Below are 24,548 nucleotides of genomic sequence, written 5' to 3' on the forward strand. Positions count from 1 at the left end.
GCGCCCCCCTCAGAGACCGAGACGCGTCATGATCCCATCAAGTCACCCCGACGGCCCCTCCCCCGCCCCGAATCGCTCCGGCCCGCGCGGTGGCACCCACGTCCTCGACCGGCACCCTGCGGTCGGGATGACCTCCCGGCGCGAGCGCGGGCATGACCTCGATCTCCGCGCCGGCCTCGCCCCGCACCCGGGCTCCGGCCGCCGTGGCCAGCGTTCTGCGGTCGGGGTGGGTGTCCGGCGCGAGCGCGGGCAGCACTTCGACCTCCGCCACCAGCCCCCGCGTCGACGCCACCCGCCACAGTGAGGTGAGAAGCGGGTCGTCGCCGACGAACGCGGCCGCGGTGCCGGCCGCTCCGTCACGGTCCCGGTAGCGGATGCGTACGGGCTGCACCGGGACCCGGGCGTCCAGGGCGGCCTGGAACACCGCCCGGCGGAAGTGCCCCTGGGCGCGGCCGCACCAGGTGCTGCCCTCGGGGAACACGGCGACCGCCTGTCCGGCGCGCAGCGCGTCGGCGATCCGGGCGACCGTGGCGGGCAGGGCGCGCAGCCGGTCCCGGTCGATGAACAGGACACCGCCGCGGGCGACCAGCGTGCCCGCCACCGGCCACCGCCGGATCTCGGCCTTGGCGAGCATCCGGGCCGGGCGGACGGCGGCCAGCAGCGGGATGTCCAGCCAGGAGATGTGGTTCGCGACCAGGAGCAGCCCGGTGCCGGTGGGCGCGGTCGCGCCGGTGATCCGGACCCGCACTCCCGCCGCCCGTACGACGGTCCGGCTCCACCACCGCACGGTGCGGGCCGGGAGCCGGCCGCTCATCGGCGCCAGCATCACCCCGGCCAGGACCAGCACGACCACCGCCGTGAGCCGCAGCGCGGCGCGGAGTGCGGTCGCCCGGGACGCCGTCGGCGCCACGCACGCGCGCGGGGTGCAGGGCGCGCTGGGCAGCCAGACGCTCATCAGGCCGGGACGAGGGAGAGGAAGTGCCGCAGGTAGCGCTGGTTGCCCCGGCTCATCGGCAGCAGCACATAGAGGTCGGCGACGCCGAAGTCGGGGTCGAAGGCGGGTTCCCCGCACACCCAGGCGCCGAGGCGGAGATAGCCGCGCAGCAGTGCCGGCAGTTCGGTGCGGGCGGCCCGGCCGGCGGGGACCGGGGTCCAGGGCAGCAGCGGCCGTACCCGGTACTCCGGCGGCGCGAGGTGCTTGTCACGCACCCGGTCCCAGGTCGCCGCCGCCAGGGCGCCGCCGTCGGCCAGCGGGACGGAGCAGCAGCCGGCCAGCCACTCGTGGCCCCGGTCCACCATGTAGCGGGCTATCCCGGCCCAGATGAGTCCGATGACGGCTCCGTCGCGGTGGTCGGGGTGCACGCACGAGCGGCCGACCTCGACCAGGCCGGGCCGGATCGCGTCGAGCGGGCTCAGGTCGAACTCGGCTTCGGAGTAGAGCCGTCCGGCGACCGCGGCCCGCTCGGGGGGCAGCAGCCGGTAGGTGCCGACCACTTCACCGGTGGCGTTGTCCCGGATGAGCAGGTGGTCGCAGTAGGCGTCGAAGGCGTCGGTGTCCAGATCCGGTTCGGGGCCGTCGAGCCGGGCGCCCAGTTCCCCGGCGAACACCTGGTGACGCAGCCGCTGGGCGGCCCGGACGTCCTCCTGGGTGCGGGCGAGCGACACGAGGTAGCCGGAACCGGCCGGCGGTACGGCGAGAGCGGGAGGGGAGAGGGGCATGGCGGTCATGGAGGTCTCCTGCGCCGGGCGGAAGAAGCGTGGGGTCGGTGCACGGGGAATCCGCACCTGCTTTCTTCCGCGCCCGGCTGGCCTCGGCGTGACCGGCGCGGGGCTCGTGGATGTGCGGCTGCTGAATGCCGGGAGTCGGCGGCCGTCCCGCGCCTCACATGCCTGGCGGGGCCGGGGATGAGCACCACTCCCGGCCCCGCCCGTCCGCACCTTGTCGGCGAACGTCTCTTCTCGAAGCGGGCGTCCGGGCAGCCCCCTTGGGCCCCTAGGGCACGGGAAGCCGCGCGACCGGCGGCCGGACCCGGCAGCCCCGGGGACCCGCGGACCCGCGGACCGGGGACTGCGAGCGGCGGGCGGCGGGCGGCGGGCGGGAACCGGGGGCTGGGGAAGGCGGGCGGGGACCGGGACCCGGGGGACGGCGGGCGGGGACCGGGGGACGGCGGGCGGGGACCGGGGGCCGGGGACGGCGGGCGGCGGCCGGGGACCGGGGGGCATCCTCCGTCTGCGGACCTACCGCTTCGTGACCTTCCTGGTGGCCCGCAGCCACTCCTTGTTCATCCCGGTGATGGACATCAGCGGGATGCCCTTCGGGCAGGCGGTCGCGCACTCGCCCGCGAGGGTGCATCCGCCGAACCCCTCCTCGTCCATCTGCGCCACCATGTCCAGCACCCGCGTCTCCCGCTCGGGCGCCCCCTGCGGCAGTACGTTCAGGTGGTTGACCTTGGCGGAGGTGAAGAGCATGGCCGCCCCGTTCGGGCAGGCGGCCACGCAGGCCCCGCATCCGATGCACTCCGCGTGCTCGAAGGCGAAGTCGGCGTCGGGCTTGGGCACGGGCGTCGCGTGGGCCTCGGGCGCGGCGCCCGTCGGGGCGGTGACGTAGCCGCCCGCCTGGATGATCCGGTCGAAGGCGCTCCGGTCGACGACCAGGTCCTTGACGACCGGGAAGGCCGCGGCCCGCCACGGCTCGACGTCGATCGTGTCGCCGTCGCGGAAGGACCGCATGTGCAGCTGGCAGGTGGTGGTCCGCTCCGGACCGTGCGCGTCGCCGTTGATGACCAGCGAGCACGCGCCGCAGATGCCCTCGCGGCAGTCGTGGTCGAAGGCGACCGGGTCGTCGCCGCGCAGGATGAGTTCCTCGTTGAGGGTGTCGAGCATCTCGAGGAAGGACATGTCGGGGGAGATGCCGTCCACCTCGTACGTGGACATGGCGCCGTCGGCGTCGGCGTTCTTCTGCCGCCAGACGCGCAGGTTGAGCCTCATGCGTAGCTCCGCTGGGTGGGGTGGACGTACTCGAAGACCAGGTCTTCCCTGTGCAGGACGGGCGCCTCGCCCGTCTCGGTGAACTCCCAGGCGGCCGCGTACCCGAACTCCTCGTCGCGCCGGGCCGCTTCACCGTCGGCGGTCTGTGACTCCTCGCGGAGGTGGCCGCCGCAGGACTCGGCGCGGTGCAGTGCGTCGAGGCACATCAGCTCGGCGAGTTCCAGGTAGTCGACGACGCGGTTCGCCTTCTCCAGCGACTGGTTGAACTGCTCTCCGGTGCCCGGCACCTTGATGCGGCGCCAGAACTCCTCGCGGATCTGCGGGATCCGCTCGAGGGCCTTGCGCAGGCCGGCGTCGCTGCGGGCCATGCCGCAGAACTCCCACATGAGTTCGCCGACCTCGCGGTGGAAGGAGTCCGGAGTGCGGTCGCCGTCGACCGAGAGCAGCAGGTCGAGGCGGTCCTGGGTCTCCGCCAGCACCTCCTGGACGACGGGGTGTCCGGGGGTCACCTCGCCCTGGTGCGGATGGCGGGCGAGGTAGTCGTTGATGGTCGACGGGAGGACGAAGTAGCCGTCGGCGAGGCCCTGCATGAGGGCGCTCGCGCCGAGCCGGTTGGCTCCGTGGTCGGAGAAGTTGGCCTCCCCGATCGCGAACAGGCCGGGGACGGTGGTCTGGAGGTCGTAGTCGACCCACAGCCCGCCCATCGTGTAGTGCACGGCGGGGTAGATCCGCATCGGGACCTCGTACGGATCCTCGTCGGTGATCCGCTGGTACATGTCGAAGAGGTTGCCGTACTTCGCCTCGACGGCGGCCCGCCCCATTCGTGCGACGGCGTCGGCGAAGTCGAGGTAGACGCCCTGTCCTGCGGGGCCCACTCCCCTGCCCTCGTCGCAGACGTTCTTCGCGGCGCGGGAGGCGATGTCCCGGGGGACCAGGTTGCCGAAGGAGGGGTAGACGCGCTCCAGGTAGTAGTCGCGCTCGTCCTCGGGGATCCGGTTCGGCGGGCGGTCGTCGCCCTTGGCCTTCGGCACCCAGATCCGGCCGTCGTTGCGCAGGGACTCGCTCATCAGCGTCAGCTTGGACTGGTGGTCGCCGGTGCGAGGGATGCAGGTCGGATGGATCTGGGTGAAGCAGGGGTTGGCGAAGTACGCGCCGCGCCGGTGGGCCCGCCAGATCGCGGTGGCGTTGGAGTTCATGGCGTTGGTGGACAGGTAGAAGACGTTCCCGTATCCGCCGCTCGCGAGAACGACGGCGTCAGCGAAGTACGTGTCGATCCTGCCGGTGATCAGGTCCCTGGCGACGATCCCGCGGGCTCGGCCGTCGACGACGATCAGGTCGAGCATCTCGGTGCGAGGGTGCATCTCGATGTTGCCGGCGGCGATCTGCCTGCTGAGGGCCTGGTAGGCGCCCAGCAGGAGCTGCTGGCCCGTCTGGCCGCGGGCGTAGAACGTACGGGACACCTGGACGCCGCCGAAGGAGCGGGTGTCGAGCAGACCGCCGTACTCCCGGGCGAAGGGCACGCCCTGCGCCACGCACTGGTCGATGATCTCGACCGAGATCTGCGCGAGCCGGTGCACGTTGGACTCCCGCGCCCTGAAGTCGCCGCCCTTGACGGTGTCGTAGAAGAGGCGGTGGACGGAGTCGCCGTCGTTGCGGTAGTTCTTCGCCGCGTTGATGCCGCCCTGGGCGGCGATGGAGTGGGCGCGGCGCGGGGAGTCCTGGTAGCAGAACTGCACGACGCGGTAGCCCTGTTCGGCGAGTGTGGCGCCGGCCGAGCCGCCCGCGAGGCCGGTGCCCACGACGATCACCGTGTGCTTGCGCCGGTTGGCCGGGTTGACGAGTTTCGCCTCGAAGCGGCGCTTGTCCCAGCGTTCGGCGACGGGGCCGGAGGGCGCCCTGGTGTCGGCGAGGGGCTCGCCGGTCGAGTATGCGGTGTAGGTCATCTTCAGTTCACCACTCCGGTCATGACGCCCACGGGGACGGCGACGAAGCCGGCCGTGAGCATCAGCGCGAGGACGTCGGCCGTCGCCTTCAGGGCGCGGTCGCGGGTGCGGCTGCCCGCCCCGAGGGTCTGGGCGGCGGCCCAGAAGCCGTGCCGGACGTGCAGGCCGAGCGCCAGCATCGCGAGGATGTAGACGACGTTGCCGTACCAGGTGGAGAAGGTGTCCACGACGTTCTGGTACGGGTGGCCCTCCTGGAAGCCGCCGCTGTGGACCGTGCCGGTCGTCAGGTCCAGGAGGTGCCAGACGATGAACAGGGCGAGGATGATCCCGCCCCAGCGCATGGTGCGGGTGGCGTAGCTCGCCCGGGGCTTGCTGTGCACGTACCTGCTGGGCCGCGCCCTGATGTCGCGGCGGCTGAGCTGGTAGGCGGAGGTGGCGTGGGCGACGACGGCGGCCACCAGCACGACGCGGATCAGCCAGAGCGTCCACTCGTAGTGCATGAACGGTTCGCCGACGGTGCGCAGCCAGTGCGCGTAGTGGTTGAACTCGCCCGGCCCGAAGAAGATCTTCAGGTTTCCGATCATGTGGGCGACCAGGTACAGCAGCATGATCAGGCCGCTGACGGCCATCACCGTCTTCTTGCCGACGGAGGAGTTCCACACCGTGCGTGCCATGGACGGCCGTCGGCCCGTCCGCGTTGCCAGAGCCATGTACCGAGACGCTAGGGGCGGTACCCCCCATCGGTCCAAGACATGGTCCGGCTCGTTTCCATAGCCTGCGCCTATCATGGTTGGATGCAGTTCCAGCAGCTCCAGTACTTCGTGGCCGTGGCCGAGACCCGGCACTTCACCCGCGCCGCCGAGCTCGTGCATGTCGCGCAGCCCTCGCTGTCGCAGCAGATCAAGGCGCTGGAACGGGAGTTGGGCGCGGATCTGTTCCAGCGCGCGCGGGGCAACATCACGCTCACCGACGCCGGTGAGGCGCTGCTGCCGCTGGCCCGGCGGATCCTCGCGGACACCGAGACCGCGCGGTACGAGGTGCAGGAACTGGCGCAGCTGCGCAGCGGGCGGGTGCGGCTGGGGGCGACGCCGAGTCTGTGCACGGGTCTGCTGCCGGATGTGCTGCGCGCCTTCCACGACCGCTACCCGGGCATCCGGCTGATGATCGAGGAGGGCGGCTCGCACGACCTCGTGCGGGAGCTGGCGCGCGGCGCCCTCGATCTCGCCCTGGTCGTGCTGCCCCTGCCGACCCCGTCCCCGGCGCTGACGACGGTGGAACTGCTGCGCGAGGACCTGGTGGTGGTGTCCTCCCCGGAGGCCTCCCGGCCGGGGACGGGGCGGCGGACCGTACGGATCGCCGATCTGGAGGGCGAGCGTCTGGTGATGTTCCGGCACGGCTACGACCTGCGGGAACTGACCGTGGCCGCGTGCCGGGCGGAGGGGTTCGAGCCGGACTTCGCGGTGGAGGGCGGAGAGATGGACGCGGTGCTCGGCTTTGTGCGGGCCGGGCTCGGGATGGCCGTCGTTCCGCGGATGGTGGCCGCCCGCTCGGGCCGGGGCCTGCGGGTCACCCCGCTCGCCCGGCCCGGCCTGCACCGCGCGATCGCCCTCGCCCACCGCAGCGATGTGGCACCGCCCAGGGCGGCCCGCGAACTCCAGCGGATGCTGCTGGAGCGGTGAGAGCCGCCCGTGGCCGATCTGCTCACCGGACGGGCCGGACCCCGCGTCCGCGGCGGTCCCGTGTCCTTCGCATGACGGGCCCGGCCGATGTCAGCCCCGGACGGCCGGCTCGAGTACCTCCTCGCACCACTGACGGAAACCCGTGGGAGCCGTGTGGGGAGTGCTGGGCTGTGCGGCGCCGTAGAAGCCCTGGCTGTTCAGGGCGTCCACCATGTCGGCGATGCCCTGCGCCCAGGCCTCGTCGGCGCCGTGGCGCGTCAGCATCGCCTTCTGCTCGGCGGCGGTGATCTGCCGTACCCGCACGGGACGGTTCAGCACCTCCGAGAGGACGCGGGCCATGCCCTCGGGGGTCAGCTCGTCGGGACCCACCAGGGGAACGTCCTGGTACCCGGTCCAGGAGGTGTCGAGGAGCAGCCGGGCCGCCTCGGCGGCGATGTCCCGGGTGGCGCAGGTGCGCAGCACACGGTCCTGCGCGAGCGCCTCGGTCCAGACGCCCTCGTCGCGGATCGATGCCGTCTGACGGAGCAGGTTCTCCATCAGGGCCGGTGGACACAGCGCCCGGTAGTGCACGCCCGTGGCGGCGACGGCCTCGTCCATGGCCAGGCCGGCCGAGATCAGCCCGGCGTTCTCGGCGATGCCCCGGCCCAGGGTCGAGACGGCCACGACCCGGCCGACGCCCTGGGTGCGGATCACCTCGCACAGCGGCTCGGTGAAGGCGCGGAAGTGGCCCGTGACACTGTCGGCCGAGGGCGTCGGCGGCACCAGCCAGAAAATCTGGTCGGCGCCCTCGCACGCCTCCTTCAGGACGGCCGGGTCGGCGTGCGACCCCTGGACGACCTCGACCCTTTCGCGGTTCTCCGGGGAGAGCCGGGCGGGGTCGCGGACGATCACCCGGACGGGGGGCGAGGCGGTGCCGGCGTCCAGCAGACGGGCCAGGACCTCACGGCCGATCTGCCCGGTCGGAGTGGTGACGACGATCATGAACTGCTCCAGGATCAACGGTGGTCGGTACGGCGTCGAGCCTGCTGCGCCGGGCATCCGAACGGAAGGATCGATCGGCTCCCGGTTGTTACCCTCAGGGCAATACCGATCGGAGGGCCACCCGTGGAGTCCCGTCCGCTGCGCTATTTCGTCGCCGTCGCCGAGGAGCTGAACTTCGCCCGTGCGGCCGAGCGGCTCGGCATCTCCTCGCCACCCCTGTCCCGTGCGATCCGCTCTGTGGAGACGGAGCTGGGCGTCACCCTGTTCGAGCGGACCACCCACCGCGTCGCGCTGACCCCGGCGGGGGAGGTCCTCCTGGAGGAGGCCAGATGGGCCCTGGACGCCCTGGACGCGGCCGGGCTCCGGGCGCGCCGCGCGGCCGCAGCCGAACCGAAGCTGGTGCTGGCCGTGAAGGCCGACGGGGACGCGGGGCTGCTGGAGGCGATCCTCGCGCGCTACGCGGCCGGTCCCGCGGCACTGCCGGTCGCCGTCCGGCTGTCCGCGTGGCAGGAACAGTCCCGGCTGCTGCGCCAGGGCGAGGCCGATGTCGCCCTGGTGTACGAGCCGTACGACCGCACCGGCCTCGACACGGAGGATCTGACCGCCGAACCGCGGGTCGCCGCCCTCTCCGTGAGCCATCCGCTCGCGGCCCGGACCGGGCTGCGCCTCGCCGACCTGGGGCTGCGCGAGGACGAGGCACTCCGGTTCATCGACGAGGTCCGCGGCAGGGGCCAGGACCTCGCCCAGCTCCTCGCGCTCGTGGGCCTGGGCGATCTGGTCGCCCTGCTGCCCGCCTCCGTCGCCGACCGCTACCCCCGGCCGGGAGTCGTCTACCGGCCCGTGCTCGACGCGCCCGCCGCCGTCATGGCCGTCGCCTGGCCCCAGCAGTCGCGCTCGACGGCGACGGCGGCGCTCGTGCGGGCGGCCGTCGCGGCCGCGGAGGCCGCGCGGGGTCGGGTCGCGGGCTGACCGCGGCGACCCCTGGGGCCTGTCGTTCGGATCAAGTCGCGCGTCACGCCGGCCTGCAAGGCACCGTGAGTCAGGCCGACCTGCTCCAGACGACAGGCGCTAACCGGCGGCGGGCGGCACCGGCGTGCCCTGGTGGTAATACATCCGCCAGCCGGTCTCCTCGCTCTGTTTGCGCCACAGCGAGCTGCGCCGGGCCCGGCGGCCGTCGAAGTCGGTGTCGTACGTCAGGTGCACCAGGCCGGGGGCCAGGACGACGCCCGTGATGTCCGACGGCTCATAGCGCGGGCCGCTCGCCGAGCCGCCCGGGTGGACGGGCAGCTGGGCGAGCATGTCCGCGCACGTGTAGCGCCGCCCCGAGGAGCCGACCTCGACGAACTCGGGGTCGAGGAGCCGCTCGAAGCGGGCGCGGGAGGAGCGGACGGTGGGGTCCATGAGCGCCAGCTCGCCCGCGATCGCCTTGTTCACGTCGTCTGTTTCTTCGGTCACCCGGAGATCGTCCGTGCTCACCCGGCACGTCCGCAACCGGGTTGTCCCTCATCCCGTCGCGTCCACCAGGGCCAGGTGGTGGAGCCTGTCCGGCGGGCCCGGGCGGGCGTAGTACCAGCCCTGGGCCGTGTCGCAGCCCAGTATCCGCAGCTGCTCGGCCTGCGCGCCGGTCTCCACGCCCTCCACCGTGACCGCGAGGTCCAGGCTGTGGGCGAGCGAGACGATCCCCTCGACGATCTTGAGGTCGACGGGGTCCGCCGGGAACTGCTGCATGCCCTGGGTGAAGGAGCGGTCCAGCTTGAGCACGCTCACCGGGAGGCGACGCAGGTTGGCCAGGTTGGAGTAGCCGGTGCCGAAGTCGTCCAGGGCGATGTCGACGCCCATCTCGGCGAGCCGGCGCAGCGGCTTGAGCAGGTCGTCGTCGGCGCCGATCAACGCCGACTCCGTCACCTCCAGGCACAGGGCCTCCGGTGCGACGCCCGCGCGTTCCAGGATGTCGACGGTGTCCTGCACCAGACCGGGATGGGTGAGCTGGCACGGGGAGAGGTTGACGTTGATGCGCAGAGGGTCGGTGTCGCCACCCCTCTCCCGCCACTCGCCGACCTGGCGGACCGACTCCTCCAGGACCCAGCGGCCCAGCGGCACGATCAGCCCGGTGTGCTCGGCGAGCGGGATGAAGCGGTCGGGTCCGAGTACCCCGTGCTGCGGGTGCAGCCAGCGCACCAGCGCCTCCGCGCCGCGCACGCTGCCGTCGCCGAGGTGGACGAGCGGCTGGTACTCGATGAAGAACTCGCCGCGGTCGAGGGCCGCCGGGAGCGCCGTGGTGAGACCGTGGCGGGTGATCGCGCGGGCGTCGGCCTCCGCGTCGGCGAGCTCGAAGCGGTTGCCGCCCGCCGACTTGGCCCGGTACATGGTGATGTCGGCGCTGCGCAGCACCTCGGCCGCGCTGCGCTCCCCCGCCGGGCCCTCGACGATGCCGATGCTGCCGCGCACGGTCAGCTCCCGGCCGTCGATGCGCACCGGCGCGAGCAGGGCGTTCATGATGCGCGCGGCGAGCTCGTCGACCTCACCCCGGGTGTCGGGGCCGGTGGTCAGCGCCACGAACTCGTCGCCGCCGAGGCGCGCGACCATCTCGCCCTGCGCGGTCGCGCAGGACTGCAACCGGTCGGCGACCTCGACGAGCAGCCGGTCGCCCGCCGCGTGACCGAGACTGTCGTTGATGGTCTTGAAGCCGTCCAGGTCGAGGTAGCACAGACCGAAACGCTGGCCCTCGCCCGTCGCGCCGAGCGCCTTCTCCAGGCGTTCGAAGAACAGGGTGCGGTTGGGCAGGCCGGTGAGCGCGTCGTGGGTGGCCTCGTAGCGCAGGCGGAGGTTGAGCAGCCGGCGCTCGGTGGTGTCCTCCATCAGGGCCAGCGAGTACTGCGGGTTGCCGTCGGCGTCCCGCAGCAGGGACACCGTCAGGTTGGTCCACAGAACCGTTCCGTCGGGGCGGCTGAACGCCTTCTCCGTGTGGTAGTGCTCCCGTTCGCCGCGGACCAGCTCGTCGTAGAGTTTCCACAGCTGGGGTGCGTCCTCGGGATGGGTCAGGTCCTGCACCCTGCGGCCCCTCAGGGTCTGCTCGGAGCCGCCGAACATGCGCAGCAGGGCGCCGTTGACCTGGAGGACGTTGCCGTCCAGGTCGGCGATGGCGATTCCTATCGCGGCGCCTTCGAAGACCGCCCGGAAGCGGGCCTCGCTCGTGTGCAGCGCCTGCGCGACCACGCCCTGGGCGCGGAGCGCGGCCTGGGCGATGGCCTCCTGTTCGGCGAGCGTGCGCTCACGCAGCGCCTGCGCGTACCCGGCCGCCATGGCGTGCTGGAGCCGTGAGGCGCGGGTGCGCAGGTCCTCCGGGGGGCCGTCCTCGCCGCAGTAGAGCACCAGGTAGGCGTCGACGCAGTCGAGGGAACGGCTGAGGGCCTCGGGGTCGGTGCAGTGCGCGTCGACGAGGGCGGCCCCCACCGCCTTGCCGGTGTCGGCGTCGAAGCCGCGCTCCAGCAGTGCCTCCCGCAACCGCCGGGCCAGCGGCAGGAGTTGTTCCTCGAGTTCGGGCCGGGTCAGCGACGTCGCGGTGACCGGGAACACGGCCCGGCTCCAGATCGTCGCGAACCGCCGCAGTCTGTCCTGCGGCCCGTCCGGTTCCGCGGTCACGCCGCGCGTCCCACGCCGGCGAAACCGGAGAGGGCCCAGGGGTCCTCGTCCTCCGGCGCCGTGTCCGGCCGCCAGTGCGGCATCGGCACCAGTCCGGGCTCCACCATGTCGTACCCTTCGAAGAACCGCCCGATCTCGTCACGCGAGCGCATGACCAGCGGATTGCGAATGTCCTTGTACACGTCCAGCGCGCCCTCGGCACGCTCCGGTGGCAGCGGGATTCCCTCGTACGAGGCATGCGTGAGCACGAGCAGACTGCCCGGCGCGAGCGCGGCACCGAGTTCGGCCACCGCGGCGTACGGGTCGTCCGCGTCCTCCACGAAATGCAGTACGGCGACCAGCAGCAGCGCCACCGGCCGGTCCAGGTCGAGCAGTTGCTCCACCTGCGGGCTGCTGAGGATCTCCCACGGTTTGCGCAGGTCGGCGGCCACGACGCCGGTGTCGGCGTTGCCCGCCAGCACCGCTTGGCTGTGCGCGACGGCCACCGGGTCGTGGTCGACGTAGACCACCCGTGCTCCCGGGCTCGCCGCCTGGGCGACCTCGTGCACGTTGCCGAAGGTGGGGATGCCTGACCCGATGTCGAGGAACTGGCTGATGCCGTCGTCGGCCGCGTACCGCACGGCTCGGCGCATGAACGCCCGGTTCGCCTGGCTGATCTTCGGAAGTCCCGGCATGAACGCCATGGCCTTGCGGGCCGCTTCCCGGTCGACCTCGAAGTTGTGCGAGCCGCCCAGGTAGTGGTCGTAGATCCGCGAGACGCTGGGCACCGAGATGTCGATGCTCCGAGGGGCCCAGGCGGGTCGCTCCATCTGTCTCTCCAAGGCGTAGGCGATCCGGTGTTCGAGCTGAGGCTACTGATCGCCCGCCAAAGGGGCGAGCAGAAACGGAAATTGACCGTCCGTTCCCGGTCACTGCCTGCGGCACGTGCCGAATCGACGTCCCCCGAAGGGCTGCTCGAGGCACCCGGGTCGTTCCGGCATCTTCCCGGAGGGTCCCGAGGGCGGCGAAAGTCTACGCACAGGTGGTGGTGGCGGGACAAGCACGAAGACCGGGCGTGACGCCCGGCGCCACGACCGGATGCCATGGCAACGCACAACGGTCCGCCCCCTCCGTGCGGCGCGGAGGGGGCGGACCAACGGTCGTGCGCGATGGGTCAGGTGCGGGATATCGGCCCTGGGGAGGCGATTCCTACTGGCCCGGCGCTCCGACCAGCTTTCCGTTCGGCGCGACGGCGTACCACGTGCCGCCGACGCCCTGGCCGTTGATGTCACCGGGCTTCTTGTCACCGGAGAAGGTGTAGATCGGCGAGCAGTTGATGGTCTGCTGCTTGGTGCCGTCGGACCGGGTGAAGTTCATGTAGCCCTTCTCCTGGATGCCCTTGGTCTCGCCGAACTCGACGGGGGCGACCGCCGGCCACTTCTCCAGGCAGGCGCCGTTGCAGTTCGAGACCGGCTGGGGCCAGGCCTTGTCCTTCAGGAAGCGGTAGACCGTCATGCCGTTCTTGTCGACGACGATGTCACCGAGATTGGCGTCCTTGCGGACCGACAGACCGGGCAGCGAGGCCTCGGACGCGGAGTCCGACTTGGCCTTCTTGCCGTCGGGGGCCAGCGCGAACCACTTGTTGCCCACGCCCTGGCCGGTGGTGTCGCCGGCCTTGGTGTCCTTCGCGTAGTAGTAGGCGGGCCAGCCGCCGACGGTGAGCTGCTTGGTGCCGTCGGTCCGGGTGACCTCGCCCAGGAGCGACTTGTCGATACCGTCGCCGGCGGCGACGTCATCGGCGGACACCGGCGGCCAGGCGGTCGCGCAGTCGCCGTCACAGTTCGACTTCGGGGGTTCCGCGGTGTCCGCGTCGAAGCGGTAGAGGGTCTTGCCGGCACCGTCGGTGAGGATCTTCCCGAGTTGGCCGTTCGCGGAGATCTCCAGCCCACCGGCGCCCTGGGCCTGGGCACCGGTGCCCGTACCGGCGCCACCGGTGGCACTGGCGCTCGCTCCGGAGCCGACACTGCCGTAGCCGCTGCCGACGCCCGCGATGCCACCCGCCGGAGCCGTGGCCCCGACGTTCTGGCTCGACGCCGACGTGCCGCTCTCAGAACCGCACGCCGTCGTCAGCGCCAGTACGGCCACAGCGCTTGCCGCGAGTGAGGCGCTCCGCCAGGTGGTCTTCATCGTCAACAACTCCCCGATCGTCACAAAGGTGTTGCAGCGCCCTGCTGCGCCGCCGCACGGCACTGAGTACGCATGGTGACCGTCGTTGTGTTCAAACCCGGCCCGAAAATCTTTCCCCGGCCTGTGACACCGCCCCCGGCGGAGCCCGCGGATCGCACACGCGCACGGTGTGCCGGACAAGCGAACGCACCGTCCGGCAAACCCGGGAGCGGCAACTTCCCCCGTTCGGGGCAATCCCCGCCGGGCGTCGGCGTGGGCCGGTGACGGAGGCCGCATGATCTCCGTCGTGCATGGACCCGAACCGACCCGATCCGCCCTCCTCACCAGGGCGTTGGCCCTGGTGACCGTGGCCTGGATCCTCGCGGCCGCCCCGGCCGGGCCGGCCGCGGCCGACGCGTGCGCGTACGCCTCGACCGGCCCGGACGGCACCGAGGCGGTGGCGGTCGCGGGAGGGTACTCGTGGCCGACTCCCCCGGTGTGCCCGGAACCGGAACCGACGCCCACGCTGGCCCCCGACCCGCCGAAGCCGGAGCCTCCGGCCGAGCCGACGCCGAGCCCTCCACCCACCCCGGCCCCGCCCCCACCCCCCGAACCGACGCCCCCGCCTCCTCCGCCGCCCCCCGCGCCGAGGCCACCGCCGCCCGAGCCGCGCCCGAAGCCGCCGGCGGCACCCGCGCCCCGCCCCGCGCCACCGCTCCCGCGGGCGGCCCCCACGCCGACCCCCGTTCCCGAGCCCACGCCGCGCCCGACGGCGACCCCCGTGCGCTACCCGGCGTACCACGCCTCACCGCACCGGCGGACCGTCCGCCACGGCCAGTCGCCGGTGACCTACGTCCTGCTGATCACCGTGCCCGCGGTGATCGCCGTCGCCGCGCTGCGGCCGCGCTAGTGCCGACCCTGGAGGCATCTCTTGCCGGAATGGCTTGTTCTCACCCTCGCGATGCTCGCCGCCTGTGCGGTGGTGGTCGTCATCACCCTCCTACGGCACCGCAGGGCGCCCGAGGACGAGGACCCCTCCGAGACCCCGGACGTCATCGAGTACATGACGATGTGGATCGGTGTCGTGTACGCCATCGTCCTGGGCCTGGCCATCGCCGGCGTCTGGGAGGCGCGCAGTGTCGCCCAGGACCACGTCCAGGCGGAGGCGCAGGCGCTCCACGAGGTCTCGGAGCGGGTGCGGGTCTACCCGGCCGACGTCCGTGACCGCATTCGGGAGGATGTCAACGCCTATGTCGGACACGTCGTCACCACCGAGTGGAAGTCGATGGCCGACGGCGGCGGGGTGACGAAGCGGGGCGACGAACTCCTCCAGAAGGTCCGGGTGGACGTCACCGACTACCAGCCGACGTCGGACTTCCAGGCGCAGGCGTATCAGCCGCTCCTGGACCAGATCGCCGCCGCGGACCAGGCACGCAACGCCCGGGCCGAGTCGACCGGGGCCACCATGCCCGGTGTGGTGTGGTTCGGGCTGCTGGCCGGGGCCGTCATCACCATCGGCATGGTGTTCGCGCTACAGATCCGGCGCACTCCCCGCGAACTGGTCCTGGCCGGGCTGTTCTCCGCGCTGATCGCCTTTCTGCTCTTCCTCATCTGGGACTTCGACGCGCCCTACAGCCGGGGGGTCACCGCGTCCGCCGAGCCGTTCCTCCGGCTGTTCCCCGGGCTCGGGGGCTGACGTCCGCTCATCTGACGCCGCCGGGGGACGGCCGCCACGCCGGCGCCGTCCCCCGGTTGCCGCAACGACGTCCCCTGAGCGGCCCACACCCTTGCCCCATTCGCGCGACTGCGATCGCGGGAGCGCACACCTGTTCCTAGCGTTTCGCTCATCGAGGCGCATGTACGGCGCAAGCGGAAAAAGGTCCGCGGCTGCTCCTCGGGGACCGGAGGATCCACCATGCACGCGATACGCGTCGCTTCGGCCGCACTGCTGGGCCTGACCGCCCTGGCCCTCTCCGCACCGGCCGCCGTCGCGAGCGACGACGACAACCACTACGTCATGTCCAACGGCTACGACGTGCTGCCCTCGACGGTCGCGGCCGGCGGACGGGTGACCCTCCAGGTGGACCGCGGAACCAGTGGCTGCCGGAGCTCCGTGACGGTCCACTCGGGGGTCTTCGACACGGTCGTCATCCCGCGGGGGTCCTCGTCGGCGGTGGCCGTGGTCGACCGGGACGCCAGAGCGGGCGCCTCGTACCGGGTGACGTTCGACTGCGGCGGGATCAGCGCCGTCAAGGAGCTGACGATCGCCGGCGGCCGCCCGGTCGATCCGCTGCCTCTGCCCTACCCGGTGCCGCAGGGTGTGCACGCCGGCGAGGGCGGCAGCGTCGCCGGGTTCGATCTCGAGGAGATCGGCCTCGGCGCCGCGCTCGTCGCGGGCTCGGTCGGCGCCGCGTACCGCTTCGCACGACGCCGCGCCGGTGAGGACGCCGGCTGACGGCGCACCGCCGACGGCCCTCCCGCGCGCGGGCCTTCGCGCCGGATCCCGAACGGGACCGGGGCGAAGGCCCGCGCCGGGTGCGACGTGCGGTCTCCCCGGGGACCGGTCTCAGACGCGGCGCTCGGCGCGGCGCCTCATCCAGAACAGACCTCCGCCGAGCAGGGCCGCGGCGACGAGCCCGCCGCCGATGGCCATGTCGGTCGGGGTGGCGCCGGTCGTGGTGCTGCCGCCGAGTCCGCCGCGGACACCGCCGATGACGGTGAAGGCGGCCGGGCGGGTCAGGGTCCGGCCGGAGCAGTTGACGGTGATGTCGTAGGCGCCGGGCCGGGCGTTGCTGTTGACGGTCGCCGTGCCCCTGGCCGTCTGGTTGACGCCGTTGATCGGCGTCAGGTTGGTCTGGGGGAACGCCGCCGAGGTCATGGTGCCGCCGCCGGGGCAGCCGTCGACGGTGACCGCCAGCTGGCCGCCCCGGGCGATGACGGCGGGCAGGGCGACGATGTTGCTCGGATTGGCGCCCATGCCGTCGCGTGCGACGGCGGCTGGGGCGGTGACGCCGAGGGAGGCGACCGCGGCGGCCGAGACCACCGAGGCCGCCAGAACACGAGTGATGCGCATGTGATCCTCCGCGGAAGGCGCCCCGGGGCCCGTCCCCGGCATGTCGGCGAGAAAGCACCTCCCGAACAGACCCTCAGATGCCGTGCACGTGCCCGCATTTCGGGAATGGTCCGTCCTGGTGAGAGGACACGCCGAGCGAAATGCACACAATCGGATATAGCCGCAGGTCACGGACCGTCAGAAAATTCCTGCCGTCGGCAACTCGGATGGCGCACCGAAAGGTGCCGGGGCCACCCGTTCGCCGCTTCCCCGTCGCCGGTTCCGTTTCGGGGACTTAGCTTTCTCCTATGCGCGAAGGGACGTGGTGACGGCCACGTCGAAAGGGGATGGCGAATGTCTGCGTACGAGCTGTCCGAGGCGGCGGAAGAAGAGGAGCGGCGGCGGAAGCGCGCCCCCTGGGGCGTGATAGCGCTTGTTCTGCTGACCGGTCTCGCGCTCATCCGCAACGGGTCGGGAGAGTTCGACATCGGGCCGCCGCAGCCCGCGTCGGCGGCGGCCGCGGACAGCCGCACCGCCGCCGGGGCCCTCGGGCGGACCCCGGCGCCGCTGGCGTTCGCCGTGCCCGACCGGGTGCGGATCCCCGCCATCCGGGTGGACGCGCCGGTCATGTCGGTCGGCCTGGACGCCGACGGCTGGGTGGGCGCGCCGCCGCCGGAGGACCCGAATCTGGCCGGCTGGTTCACCGGTGGCGTCTCGCCCGGTGAGAAGGGCACCGCGGTCGTCGTCGGCCATGTCGACAACACGCTCGGGCCGGCCGTCTTCTACGGTCTCGGGGCCCTGAAGAAGGGAAACCGCGTCGAGGTGTCGCGGATGGACGGAAAGACCGCGGTGTTCGAGATCTACGGCATCGAGGTGTTCGAGAAGAACAACTTTCCCGGCGACCGCGTCTACGCCTCGAAGGGGGCTCCCGAATTGCGGGTCATCACCTGCGGCGGCGGTTTCTCGAAGGCGAACGGGTACGACGGCAACGTCGTCGCCTTCGCCCGCCTGGTCGAGGTCCACTGAGCGGTTCCCGACCGGGCGGGCGGGGGGCTCGCGTCAGGCGTACGGCCGGCGCGGGACGGTGAGGTGATAGCCGGAGTCCAGGAGTTGCGGCAGATACGCGCGCAGGGCCCGCACGCTCTGCGAGCGGTCGCCCCCGGCGTCGTGCGAGAGCACCACGACTCCGGGGGCGGCCCCTTTCTCGACCCGGCCGACGATGGTGCGGGTGCCTGGGGTGGTCCAGTCGAGGGTGTCGACGGTCCAGGCCATCGGCTCCATGCCCAGTTCGGCGCCGATCTGGAAGGCGGCGCGGTTCCAGGCCCCGTACGGGGCGCGGAACCAGCGGGGCCGCTCCCCGTAGCCCTCCTCGATGACATCGCTGGTGCGGGTCATCTCGGAGCGGATCCGGCGGCGGGTGAGGCGGGTCAGCAGGGGGTGGGACCAGGTGTGGTTGCCGACGATGTGGCCCTCGTCGGCCATCCGTCCCAGCAGTTCCTGGTTGTCCGCGGCCATCTCGCCGCATACGAAGAACATCGCGCGCACGTCGTAGTGGGCCAGTGTGTCGAGGATGCCGGGGGTGTAGCGGGGGTCGGGTCCGTCGTCGAAGGTCAGCACCATGGTGCGGCCGCGGCCGGTCATCCTCAGCAGCGGTTCGTGGCGTACCGGGGTGCGGCCCGGGGCGGCCTGCGGGGGGCCGTAGCCGGTCAGTGGCTGAAGGCGGTAGGCGGTGGGCTTCAGCGGCAGGCGGTGCGCCGTTGCGCCCGCGGCGGGGGCGGCCGCGCCGGGCGGTTTCCCGTCCTCGCCCCACAGGAACACTCCGGCCGTGCCGAGTGCTCCGGCGGCCGCGGCGCCGGCGAGCAACACCCGTCGCCGTGTGATCAACTGATCGTTCTTCATGCAGTCATCAGTCGCCCGGTGCGCGCCCGACGCACCACACCGGCACCGGACCGGCGGCACGATTCCACCCGCCCGGCTCAGTCCGTCCGGGCCGGGTGGTCGAACCGGTCATTGCGCGGTGACGCCGCGTCACCGGGCGGGCGAGGCCGGTCTCAGCGGTGCCGCACCAGGGGGAACGGCAGCGTCTCGCGGATGGTGAGGCCGGTGAGGAACTTGACCAGGCGGTCGACGCCGATGCCGAGTCCGCCGGTCGGGGGCATCGCGTACTCGAGGGCGTCGAGGAAGTCCTCGTCGAGTTCCATCGCCTCGGGGTCTCCGCCGGCGGCGAGCAGGGACTGCTCGGTGAGGCGGCGGCGTTGTTCCACCGGGTCCGTCAACTCGGAGCAGGCGGTCCCCAGTTCGGTGCCGAAGGCGACGAGGTCCCAGCGTTCGGCGAGGCGCGGGTCGGTCCGGTGCTGCCGGGGAGCGGGGAGACGTCGGTGGGGAAGTCCTTGTAGAAGGTCGGGAGCAGGGTCCTGTCCTCGACCAGGCGCTCGTACATCTCCAGGACGACGTCGCCCCGGCCGTCGTCCGGCGGGTGAAGGGGCGGGCGTTGGCGCCGCCGTGGATCCGCTGGAGCATCGGGGTCTCGACCTCGAGGTACCCGCGCTGCAACAGGCCCTGGCGCAGGGCCTGCACGGCGTGCGAGCGGGCCCGGACGACGTCGCGGGCGGCGGGGCTCGCGACCAGGTCGAGGTAGCGCATGCGGACCTTGGCCTAGGGGTCGGTGAGGCCGCGGCGTTTGTCCGGCAGGGGGCGCAGACACTTGGCGGTGAGCTGCCAGGAGCTGACGAAGACGGTGGGCTCGCCCTTGTCGCTCGCCCCGGCCGTGCCGCTCACGAACGAGCAGGCCGAGGTAGACGACGACCAGCCACCAGGCGATCTTCTTGCGGGCGGCGGTGGCGGCGGCCAGCAGGAACAGGAAGACGGCGTAGGCCAGGTTGGCGCTGACCGGGACGATCAGCAGGTCCAGGAAGCGGACGACGGGGCGCAGCAGGCGGCGCAGCGGTGGGACCAGGGCCAGCAGGACGCAGAGCAGGCCGAGGGCGCCGAGGAAGGCCGCGAAGCCTTCGGGCACCCGGCCGAGGAGGCGGCCCGCCGGCCGCCGTGCCCGGCCCGTGCCGGCCTCGGCCGTGGTGGTCCCCACGGTGGCACTCATGGTCCGGCTCCAGGAACACCGGGGCCGCGACGCTCGTCGAGCGGCCCGCGCACCGGGCGGACCTGCGGCTTCCGATAGCCTCTGGCCGTGACGGAACAGCACGCGCAGCAGCCTGCGCACCAGTTCGAGCGGGGCACGGACGGACCCAAGGTCATTCTCGTCGGCGTGGACGGCTCCGACTCCTCGCTGCGGGCCGCGGCCTACGCGGGCGGCCTGGCCCGGCGCCAGCACGCCCTGCTCGCCGTGGTGTACGTACAACCGGTGCTGGCGGCGGGCGCCGCGCTGGGGGTGCCGGTCTCGGAGACGACCGACGAGATCGCGAAGGACCTGGTCGCGCAGATCAGGGAGGCCACCGAGCGCACCCGGGGGATATTCGACGTGCGCTGGGAGTTCCACACCTTCCACGGCGACCCCTACGGAGGTCTCGCGAAGGCGGCGGACCAGCTCAAGGCGGACGCGGTGGTGGTGGGCGCCTCCGAGCAGGCCGGCCACCGGATCGTGGGATCCGTCGCGGTGCGGCTGGTGAAGGCGGGGCGGTGGCCGGTGACGGTGGTTCCGTAGCCCCCGGCCGCCTCGCCGGGCTGCCCCGGGCCGGTCTCAGTTCCGGTCTCGTTTCCCGGTCTCATCGCCCGGTCTCACTCCCCGGTCACCAGCCCGCTCTTCGCGGCGCCCCGGCTGAGGACGACCTCCCTGATCCGGTCGCGCACCCCCTCGACGTCGGCGCCCTGGGCGAGGGCCTTGCCGAGGTCGACCACCCGGCCGGCGTCGATGTCGAACATCTGCGGCAGGAACTCGGCTTTGCGCACCTCCCAGCGGCCGCCGGCCCTGGTGGGTGGGGCGAAGGTGAAGCGGGCGACGGTGGACTGGTTGCCGCGCGGATCCCGGACGCCCTGGTGATTGAACATCTCGCCCGCGATCTGGTCACCCATCCCGTAGACGACCCAGGTGCCGTTGACCTTCTCGTAGGCTTGCGGGACATGGGCGTGCGTACCGAGGATCAGGTCGATGTCGGGGCGGCCGTCCGTGCGCGACGCGGTGAGGGTGCGCGCGAGGGAGAGCTGCCGTTCGTCCGGGGCGTCCTGCCATTCGGTACCCCAGTGCACGGAGACGACGACCACGTCGGCGCCGGCCTTGCGGGCCGCCTTGGCGTCGGCGAGGATCCTGTTCTCGTCGAGGAGGTTGACGGTCCAGGGCTGTCCCACCGGCAGCGGACGGCCGTTGGTGTCGTAGGTGTAGGCGAGGTGGGCGACGTTCGCCGGACCCGCGCGCAGGAGGGTGACCGAGTTGCCCTCGGCCTCGGTGCGCGCGGTGCCCGCGTGCCGTACGCCGGCGCCGTCGAGCGCGTCGAGGGTGCGCCCCACACCGGCGGCGCCGTCGTCGAGGCTGTGGTTGGAGGCGGTGGAGCAGCCGTCGTAGCCGGTCGCGGCGAGGGCCGCGGCGATCTCCGGCGGGGACTTGAAGTCCGGGTAGCCCGTGTAGTCGCCGTTCGCGCCGTACACGGTCTCCATGTGACACAGCGCCAGATCGGCGCGGGCGACCACGGGCCGGATGCCCGCCAGCATCGGGCGGAAGTCGTAGCCGGCGCCCCCTGCGTCGAAGCCTGCACGGTCGATGACGGAGGTGTGCGGGAGGATGTCGCCGGAGGCGACGAGCGTGAAGCCACGGGAGGCGGACGGCGCCGGGCGGCCGGGCCGCTCGGCCGCCCGGTGGTCCCGGGCCTGGCAGGCGGCAGCCGAGGCGAGGAGGGCCGTCAGGGCCAGGGCCACCTGGTGTCGGCGTGCGATCACCGCTTCACCCCACGTCCCATGATTTGTCATATTTACGCATGGTTCAGTACTAATCCATGCGGGGCGGCCGCCGGCCCCGGCACTCCCTTCGTCCGGACCCGATGCCCGCGATCGGCGTAGTCGGGACCGTTCGTCGGACCGTTCGTCGACGCGATCGACCGTCCGTCGCAGACCCCTGCGCGCGCCCTGTCCCGAACCGGCGCACTGCGGTGCCATACGCCCATGACCGCCGGAACCGCCCTCAACGCCAGGACGACGACCGCCGAACACGAGCTGGCCGCACTCCAGCGCGAGCACGGCCGACCCCTGTTCGCGCTGCTGCTGAGGCTGTGTGACGGCGACCGCCAGCGCGCCGAGGACCTCGTCCAGGAGACCCTCGTACGCGCCTGGCAGCATCCCGAGGCCCTGCGCGCCGACACCTTCGACTCCGTACGGCCCTGGCTGCTCACCGTCGGCCGGCGGCTCGCGATCGACGCGCGGCGGGCCCGCCAGGCACGGCCTGCGGAGGTCGGCGACGCCGTACTGGAGAACGCGCCCGTCTGCGCCGACCACGCCGAACGGGCGGCCGCCGCCCTCGATGTGCGCGAGGCTGTGAAGACACTCACTCCGGAGCACCGTGAAGTCCTGGTGCTGGTGTATTTCCAGGGGGCCAGTGTGGCGGAGGCCGCCGCGGCGCTCGGGATCCCGCCCGGTACGGTGAAGTCCCGCGCGTACTACGCGCTGCGCGCCCTGCGCCGGGTGCTTCCGGGATATGCGGCCGACCTGCGCTGAAACCCACGGCTGGGCAAAGGCTTCGTAAAGCGCCTTGCCGAGCACCCCCTTGGGGTAATCGGGTGTCCTTATCCGTGTTCCGGACGGGGCCCGGTGACCGGGTCCCCTGCGTCCCGGCGACGGGCGAGCGCAAGCACCGGAGGAAGGCAGGAAGGGATGCTGCACAGAGGTCACCAGAGTACGGACGGCACCGGCGGCGGTGAACTCACCGTCCCCATGGCCTGGTTGTACGCCGAGTACATCGCCGACGAACTGCTGCGGACCGGCGATCTGATGCCGCCGACGTCCTTCGAGTTCCGCGCCGGGCGTGACGCGCTGGCGCTCACCATCTTCCTGTCCGACACCGACGGCGAACTGCCCGGCATCCGGGTCGTGACTCAACTGGAGACCTGGCTTTCGCTCACGGCGTACGACCAGCCGTGGCAGGACTGGGTCGGTGAACGTATGTCTCAACTGAGGGCCGAGGCCGCCCGGTCCGACGGACCGGCGCCCGACCTCGACCTGGCGGCCGCGGCCTGGCGCTGGCTGGAGGAGACGGAGCTGCTCGCTCCCGATCTCAACGCGGTCCCCGGCGGTGCGCCGGCGGCCGGCGAGGACGACGGACCCAAGGTCTGGACGCCCGCCTGGCAGCTCGGGTTGCCTCTCGGCCACCTGGCGATTCATCTTTTCTAGATTCACACCAATCCGCGGGCCGGACCGCTCCGAACATCTGGGTCACGATTCGGTACGTGGCTTGAGTGATTCGTCGGCCGGGTGCGTACCGGTGGGAGCAAGGAGTAACCCCACTGGCACTCAACGGCACGAGGTTTCGGCATGAGGTCCCTGGAAAGGCATCGCGACGTCGGCGCGTACGCGCTCGGCGTGCTGGACGAAGCGGAAGCCTTCCGCTTCGAGGATCACCTCATGGAGTGTCCTCAATGTGCGGCGCAGGTAACCGAGTTCGGCCCCACCGCACGACAGATGATGCTCTACCGGCGCGCCACCCCGCGCGCCGTGCACCCCTTCGCCGGGCCCGGCCCGCAGCTGCTGGACCGGCTGCTCGCCGAGGTGGCGGTCCGGCACCGGGCCGTGCGCCGGCGGGTCCTGTACGCGGTGGCCGCCTCGGTGGTGGTCGCCCTGGCCGGCCCCGTGCTCGCGATGATGGCGGGCGGCGGCAGCGGCGGCGGCGAGAGCGCCGTACGGGTCACCGCGACGGACGAGAAGTCCGGGGTGTGGGCGCAGGTCACCACCGAGAACGAGGCCTGGGGCAGCCATGTGCAGCTGGAGGTCAAGGACGGGGCGGGCCCCCGCTCCTGCCGGCTGATCGCCGTCGGCCTCGACGGCTCCGAGCAGACGGTCACCAGCTGGAACGTCCCCGAGCACGACGCCCGCCCCAACACCATGCAGGGCGCCGCGGCCTGGCACCCCGACGAGATCGCCCGCTACGAGCTGCGCACCTCGTCCGGAGAGCACCTGGTGACGCTCGACGCCCACTGACGTCCGCATGGAGTGAGTTCAGGTCACTTCGATGTCGGCGTCACGGGCCCCAGCGGGACGGGACGGGGCAGCCCCGGTCCGGCCGCCGGGCTACTTCAGCAGCCGTGACATCCTCCGGTCCGCCAGCGGCTTGCCGCCCGTCTGACAGGTGGGGCAGTACTGGAGCGAGGAGTCGCTGAAGGAGACCTCTCTGACGGTGTCGCCGCAGACCGGACAGGGTTCACCGGTCCGGCCGTGCACCCGCAGACCGCTTTTCTTCTCGGCCTTCAGGCGCCCCGCGGCCACACCCCGCGAGCGGTCGACCGCCTCCGTGAGCGTCGTGCGCAGCGCCTCGTAGAGGGTGTGGGTCTCCTCCGGCGTCAGCGAGGCCGCCAGCTTGAACGGGGACATCCTCGCCGCGTGCAGGATCTCGTCGCTGTAGGCGTTGCCGACGCCCGCGATCAGGCCCTGGTCGCGCAGGGCGCCCTTGAGCTGCCGGCGCTCACCCGCGAGCAGGCCGGCGAAGCGGGCCTCGTCGAAATCGTCGGCGAGCGGGTCGGGGCCCAGTCGGGCGACGCCGGGGACCTCCCGCGGGTCGTGCACGACGTACACCGCGAGCCGCTTCTGGGTACCGGCCTCCGTCAGGTCGAAGCCCTCCCCCGTCTCCAGGGCGACCCGCAGGGCCAAAGGCCCCTTGCCGGGGCGGGGCGGCGGACCGTCCGGAAGGCTGTCCTTCCAGTGCAGCCAGCCCGCGCGGGCCAGATGCGTGACGAGGTGGGGGCCGTCGCCCGTCGCCAGGTCGAGGAACTTGCCGTGCCGCCGCACGGCGGTGACCTCACGGCCCTCGAGCGCGGTGACGGGCGGGTCGTACGTCTTCAGCACACTGATCGCGACGGGCAGGACACGGACGATCCCGCGGCCGACGAGATGTCCGGCCAGGAAGTCCTTGAGCGCTTCGACCTCGGGAAGTTCCGGCATACGTCCAGGGTGCCATCAGTGACCTCGGTG

General features: G+C 72.3%; 24 protein-coding genes and 2 pseudogenes. 10 read left to right on the forward strand and 16 right to left on the reverse strand.

Annotated features, from left to right (window positions below; translation table 11 throughout):
• Positions 1-37: 37 nt before the first annotated feature.
• From OHS71_RS05440 to OHS71_RS05460, 5 genes are all read right to left on the reverse strand, one after another.
• Positions 38-955: a lysophospholipid acyltransferase family protein gene (locus OHS71_RS05440; RefSeq protein ID WP_328477349.1), complete on the reverse strand. Its 918-nt coding sequence runs from the start codon at positions 953-955 to the stop codon at positions 38-40.
• The gene (locus OHS71_RS05445) at positions 955-1,728 is read right to left on the reverse strand and encodes a GNAT family N-acetyltransferase (protein WP_328477351.1); all 774 of its coding nucleotides are present in this window, start codon (positions 1,726-1,728) and stop codon (positions 955-957) included. Before OHS71_RS05445 ends, OHS71_RS05440 begins: the two co-directional genes overlap by 1 nt.
• A 510-nt stretch (positions 1,729-2,238) precedes the next feature.
• Complete coding sequence (locus OHS71_RS05450; RefSeq protein ID WP_328477353.1) at positions 2,239-2,988, reverse strand: succinate dehydrogenase/fumarate reductase iron-sulfur subunit; 750 nt, start codon at positions 2,986-2,988, stop codon at positions 2,239-2,241.
• A complete protein-coding gene (locus tag OHS71_RS05455; protein ID WP_328477355.1) occupies positions 2,985-4,931 on the reverse strand; it encodes a fumarate reductase/succinate dehydrogenase flavoprotein subunit in 1,947 nt (648 codons plus the stop codon). Before OHS71_RS05455 ends, OHS71_RS05450 begins: the two co-directional genes overlap by 4 nt.
• A gap of 2 nt (positions 4,932-4,933) precedes the next feature.
• Positions 4,934-5,605: a succinate dehydrogenase gene (locus tag OHS71_RS05460; RefSeq protein WP_328484401.1), complete on the reverse strand. Its 672-nt coding sequence runs from the start codon at positions 5,603-5,605 to the stop codon at positions 4,934-4,936.
• A 120-nt stretch (positions 5,606-5,725) separates the two neighbouring features.
• On the opposite strand from OHS71_RS05460, the gene OHS71_RS05465 reads away from it, so the two are divergent.
• Positions 5,726-6,610, forward strand: coding sequence for a LysR family transcriptional regulator (locus OHS71_RS05465; RefSeq protein ID WP_328477357.1), 885 nt, complete (start codon positions 5,726-5,728; stop codon positions 6,608-6,610).
• Positions 6,611-6,700: 90 nt separating this feature from the next.
• Here OHS71_RS05465 and OHS71_RS05470 read toward each other — a convergent pair whose 3' ends face one another.
• The gene (locus OHS71_RS05470; protein WP_328484402.1) at positions 6,701-7,591 is read right to left on the reverse strand and encodes an NAD(P)H-binding protein; all 891 of its coding nucleotides are present in this window, start codon (positions 7,589-7,591) and stop codon (positions 6,701-6,703) included.
• Between the two features lie 123 nt (positions 7,592-7,714).
• Between OHS71_RS05470 and OHS71_RS05475 the strand changes: the two genes are divergently transcribed.
• Positions 7,715-8,560 (forward strand): LysR family transcriptional regulator, encoded by an 846-nt coding sequence (locus OHS71_RS05475; RefSeq protein ID WP_328477359.1) that lies wholly within the window; start codon positions 7,715-7,717, stop codon positions 8,558-8,560.
• Between the two features lie 99 nt (positions 8,561-8,659).
• Here OHS71_RS05475 and OHS71_RS05480 read toward each other — a convergent pair whose 3' ends face one another.
• The 4 genes from OHS71_RS05480 to OHS71_RS05495 all read right to left on the reverse strand — a co-directional run bounded on the left by OHS71_RS05480 (position 8,660) and on the right by OHS71_RS05495 (position 13,399).
• A complete protein-coding gene (locus OHS71_RS05480; protein ID WP_443047154.1) occupies positions 8,660-8,992 on the reverse strand; it encodes a nuclear transport factor 2 family protein in 333 nt (110 codons plus the stop codon).
• 102 nt (positions 8,993-9,094) lie between these two features.
• Positions 9,095-11,233: a putative bifunctional diguanylate cyclase/phosphodiesterase gene (locus OHS71_RS05485; RefSeq protein ID WP_328477363.1), complete on the reverse strand. Its 2,139-nt coding sequence runs from the start codon at positions 11,231-11,233 to the stop codon at positions 9,095-9,097.
• Positions 11,230-12,042, reverse strand: a complete 813-nt coding sequence (locus OHS71_RS05490) for an SAM-dependent methyltransferase (protein WP_328477365.1) — start codon at positions 12,040-12,042, stop codon at positions 11,230-11,232. Before OHS71_RS05490 ends, OHS71_RS05485 begins: the two co-directional genes overlap by 4 nt.
• Before the next feature lie 379 nt (positions 12,043-12,421).
• Positions 12,422-13,399 carry an SCO0930 family lipoprotein gene (locus OHS71_RS05495; RefSeq protein ID WP_328477367.1) on the reverse strand — a complete coding sequence of 326 codons (978 nt, stop codon included), beginning with the start codon at positions 13,397-13,399 and terminating at the stop codon, positions 12,422-12,424.
• A 274-nt stretch (positions 13,400-13,673) separates the two neighbouring features.
• Between OHS71_RS05495 and OHS71_RS05500 the strand changes: the two genes are divergently transcribed.
• The 3 genes from OHS71_RS05500 (at position 13,674) to OHS71_RS05510 (ending at position 15,833) form a co-directional block, all read left to right on the forward strand.
• Complete coding sequence (locus OHS71_RS05500; RefSeq protein ID WP_328477369.1) at positions 13,674-14,288, forward strand: hypothetical protein; 615 nt, start codon at positions 13,674-13,676, stop codon at positions 14,286-14,288.
• A gap of 21 nt (positions 14,289-14,309) precedes the next feature.
• A complete protein-coding gene (locus OHS71_RS05505) occupies positions 14,310-15,074 on the forward strand; it encodes a bestrophin-like domain (protein ID WP_328477371.1) in 765 nt (254 codons plus the stop codon).
• Between the two features lie 219 nt (positions 15,075-15,293).
• Positions 15,294-15,833: a hypothetical protein gene (locus tag OHS71_RS05510; protein ID WP_328477373.1), complete on the forward strand. Its 540-nt coding sequence runs from the start codon at positions 15,294-15,296 to the stop codon at positions 15,831-15,833.
• Positions 15,834-15,944: 111 nt separating this feature from the next.
• Here the strand turns inward: OHS71_RS05510 and OHS71_RS05515 are convergent, their stop codons facing one another.
• Positions 15,945-16,451 carry a hypothetical protein gene (locus OHS71_RS05515; RefSeq protein WP_328477375.1) on the reverse strand — a complete coding sequence of 169 codons (507 nt, stop codon included), beginning with the start codon at positions 16,449-16,451 and terminating at the stop codon, positions 15,945-15,947.
• 333 nt (positions 16,452-16,784) lie between these two features.
• On the opposite strand from OHS71_RS05515, the gene OHS71_RS05520 reads away from it, so the two are divergent.
• Positions 16,785-17,456, forward strand: coding sequence for a class F sortase (locus OHS71_RS05520; RefSeq protein WP_328477377.1), 672 nt, complete (start codon positions 16,785-16,787; stop codon positions 17,454-17,456).
• A 33-nt stretch (positions 17,457-17,489) separates the two neighbouring features.
• Here the strand turns inward: OHS71_RS05520 and OHS71_RS05525 are convergent, their stop codons facing one another.
• From OHS71_RS05525 to OHS71_RS41280, 3 genes and pseudogenes are all read right to left on the reverse strand, one after another.
• On the reverse strand, positions 17,490-18,329 hold the full coding sequence (locus OHS71_RS05525) for a polysaccharide deacetylase family protein (protein ID WP_328477379.1): 840 nt from the start codon (positions 18,327-18,329) through the stop codon (positions 17,490-17,492).
• Positions 18,330-18,481: 152 nt separating this feature from the next.
• Positions 18,482-19,205: pseudogene (locus OHS71_RS05530) on the reverse strand (amino acid--tRNA ligase-related protein); the annotation flags it as partial.
• Positions 19,206-19,221: 16 nt separating this feature from the next.
• Positions 19,222-19,527 (reverse strand): annotated as a pseudogene (locus tag OHS71_RS41280) (hypothetical protein); the annotation flags it as partial.
• Between the two features lie 87 nt (positions 19,528-19,614).
• On the opposite strand from OHS71_RS41280, the gene OHS71_RS05535 reads away from it, so the two are divergent.
• A complete protein-coding gene (locus OHS71_RS05535; protein WP_328477381.1) occupies positions 19,615-20,088 on the forward strand; it encodes a universal stress protein in 474 nt (157 codons plus the stop codon).
• A gap of 74 nt (positions 20,089-20,162) precedes the next feature.
• Here the strand turns inward: OHS71_RS05535 and OHS71_RS05540 are convergent, their stop codons facing one another.
• Entirely contained in the window at positions 20,163-21,314 is a 1,152-nt protein-coding gene (locus OHS71_RS05540) for a CapA family protein (protein WP_328477383.1), read from the reverse strand.
• 222 nt (positions 21,315-21,536) lie between these two features.
• Between OHS71_RS05540 and OHS71_RS05545 the strand changes: the two genes are divergently transcribed.
• From OHS71_RS05545 to OHS71_RS05555, 3 genes are all read left to right on the forward strand, one after another.
• Positions 21,537-22,085 (forward strand): sigma-70 family RNA polymerase sigma factor, encoded by a 549-nt coding sequence (locus OHS71_RS05545; RefSeq protein WP_328477385.1) that lies wholly within the window; start codon positions 21,537-21,539, stop codon positions 22,083-22,085.
• Positions 22,086-22,241: 156 nt separating this feature from the next.
• On the forward strand, positions 22,242-22,757 hold the full coding sequence (locus OHS71_RS05550) for a hypothetical protein (protein ID WP_328477387.1): 516 nt from the start codon (positions 22,242-22,244) through the stop codon (positions 22,755-22,757).
• Between the two features lie 141 nt (positions 22,758-22,898).
• Complete coding sequence (locus tag OHS71_RS05555) at positions 22,899-23,561, forward strand: zf-HC2 domain-containing protein (protein WP_328477389.1); 663 nt, start codon at positions 22,899-22,901, stop codon at positions 23,559-23,561.
• Between the two features lie 90 nt (positions 23,562-23,651).
• Here the strand turns inward: OHS71_RS05555 and OHS71_RS05560 are convergent, their stop codons facing one another.
• A complete protein-coding gene (locus tag OHS71_RS05560) occupies positions 23,652-24,518 on the reverse strand; it encodes an Fpg/Nei family DNA glycosylase (RefSeq protein WP_328477391.1) in 867 nt (288 codons plus the stop codon).
• Positions 24,519-24,548: the final 30 nt, after the last annotated feature.

Origin of the sequence: Streptomyces sp. NBC_00377, from assembly GCF_036075115.1 — a bacterium.
Taxonomy (GTDB): domain Bacteria; phylum Actinomycetota; class Actinomycetes; order Streptomycetales; family Streptomycetaceae; genus Streptomyces.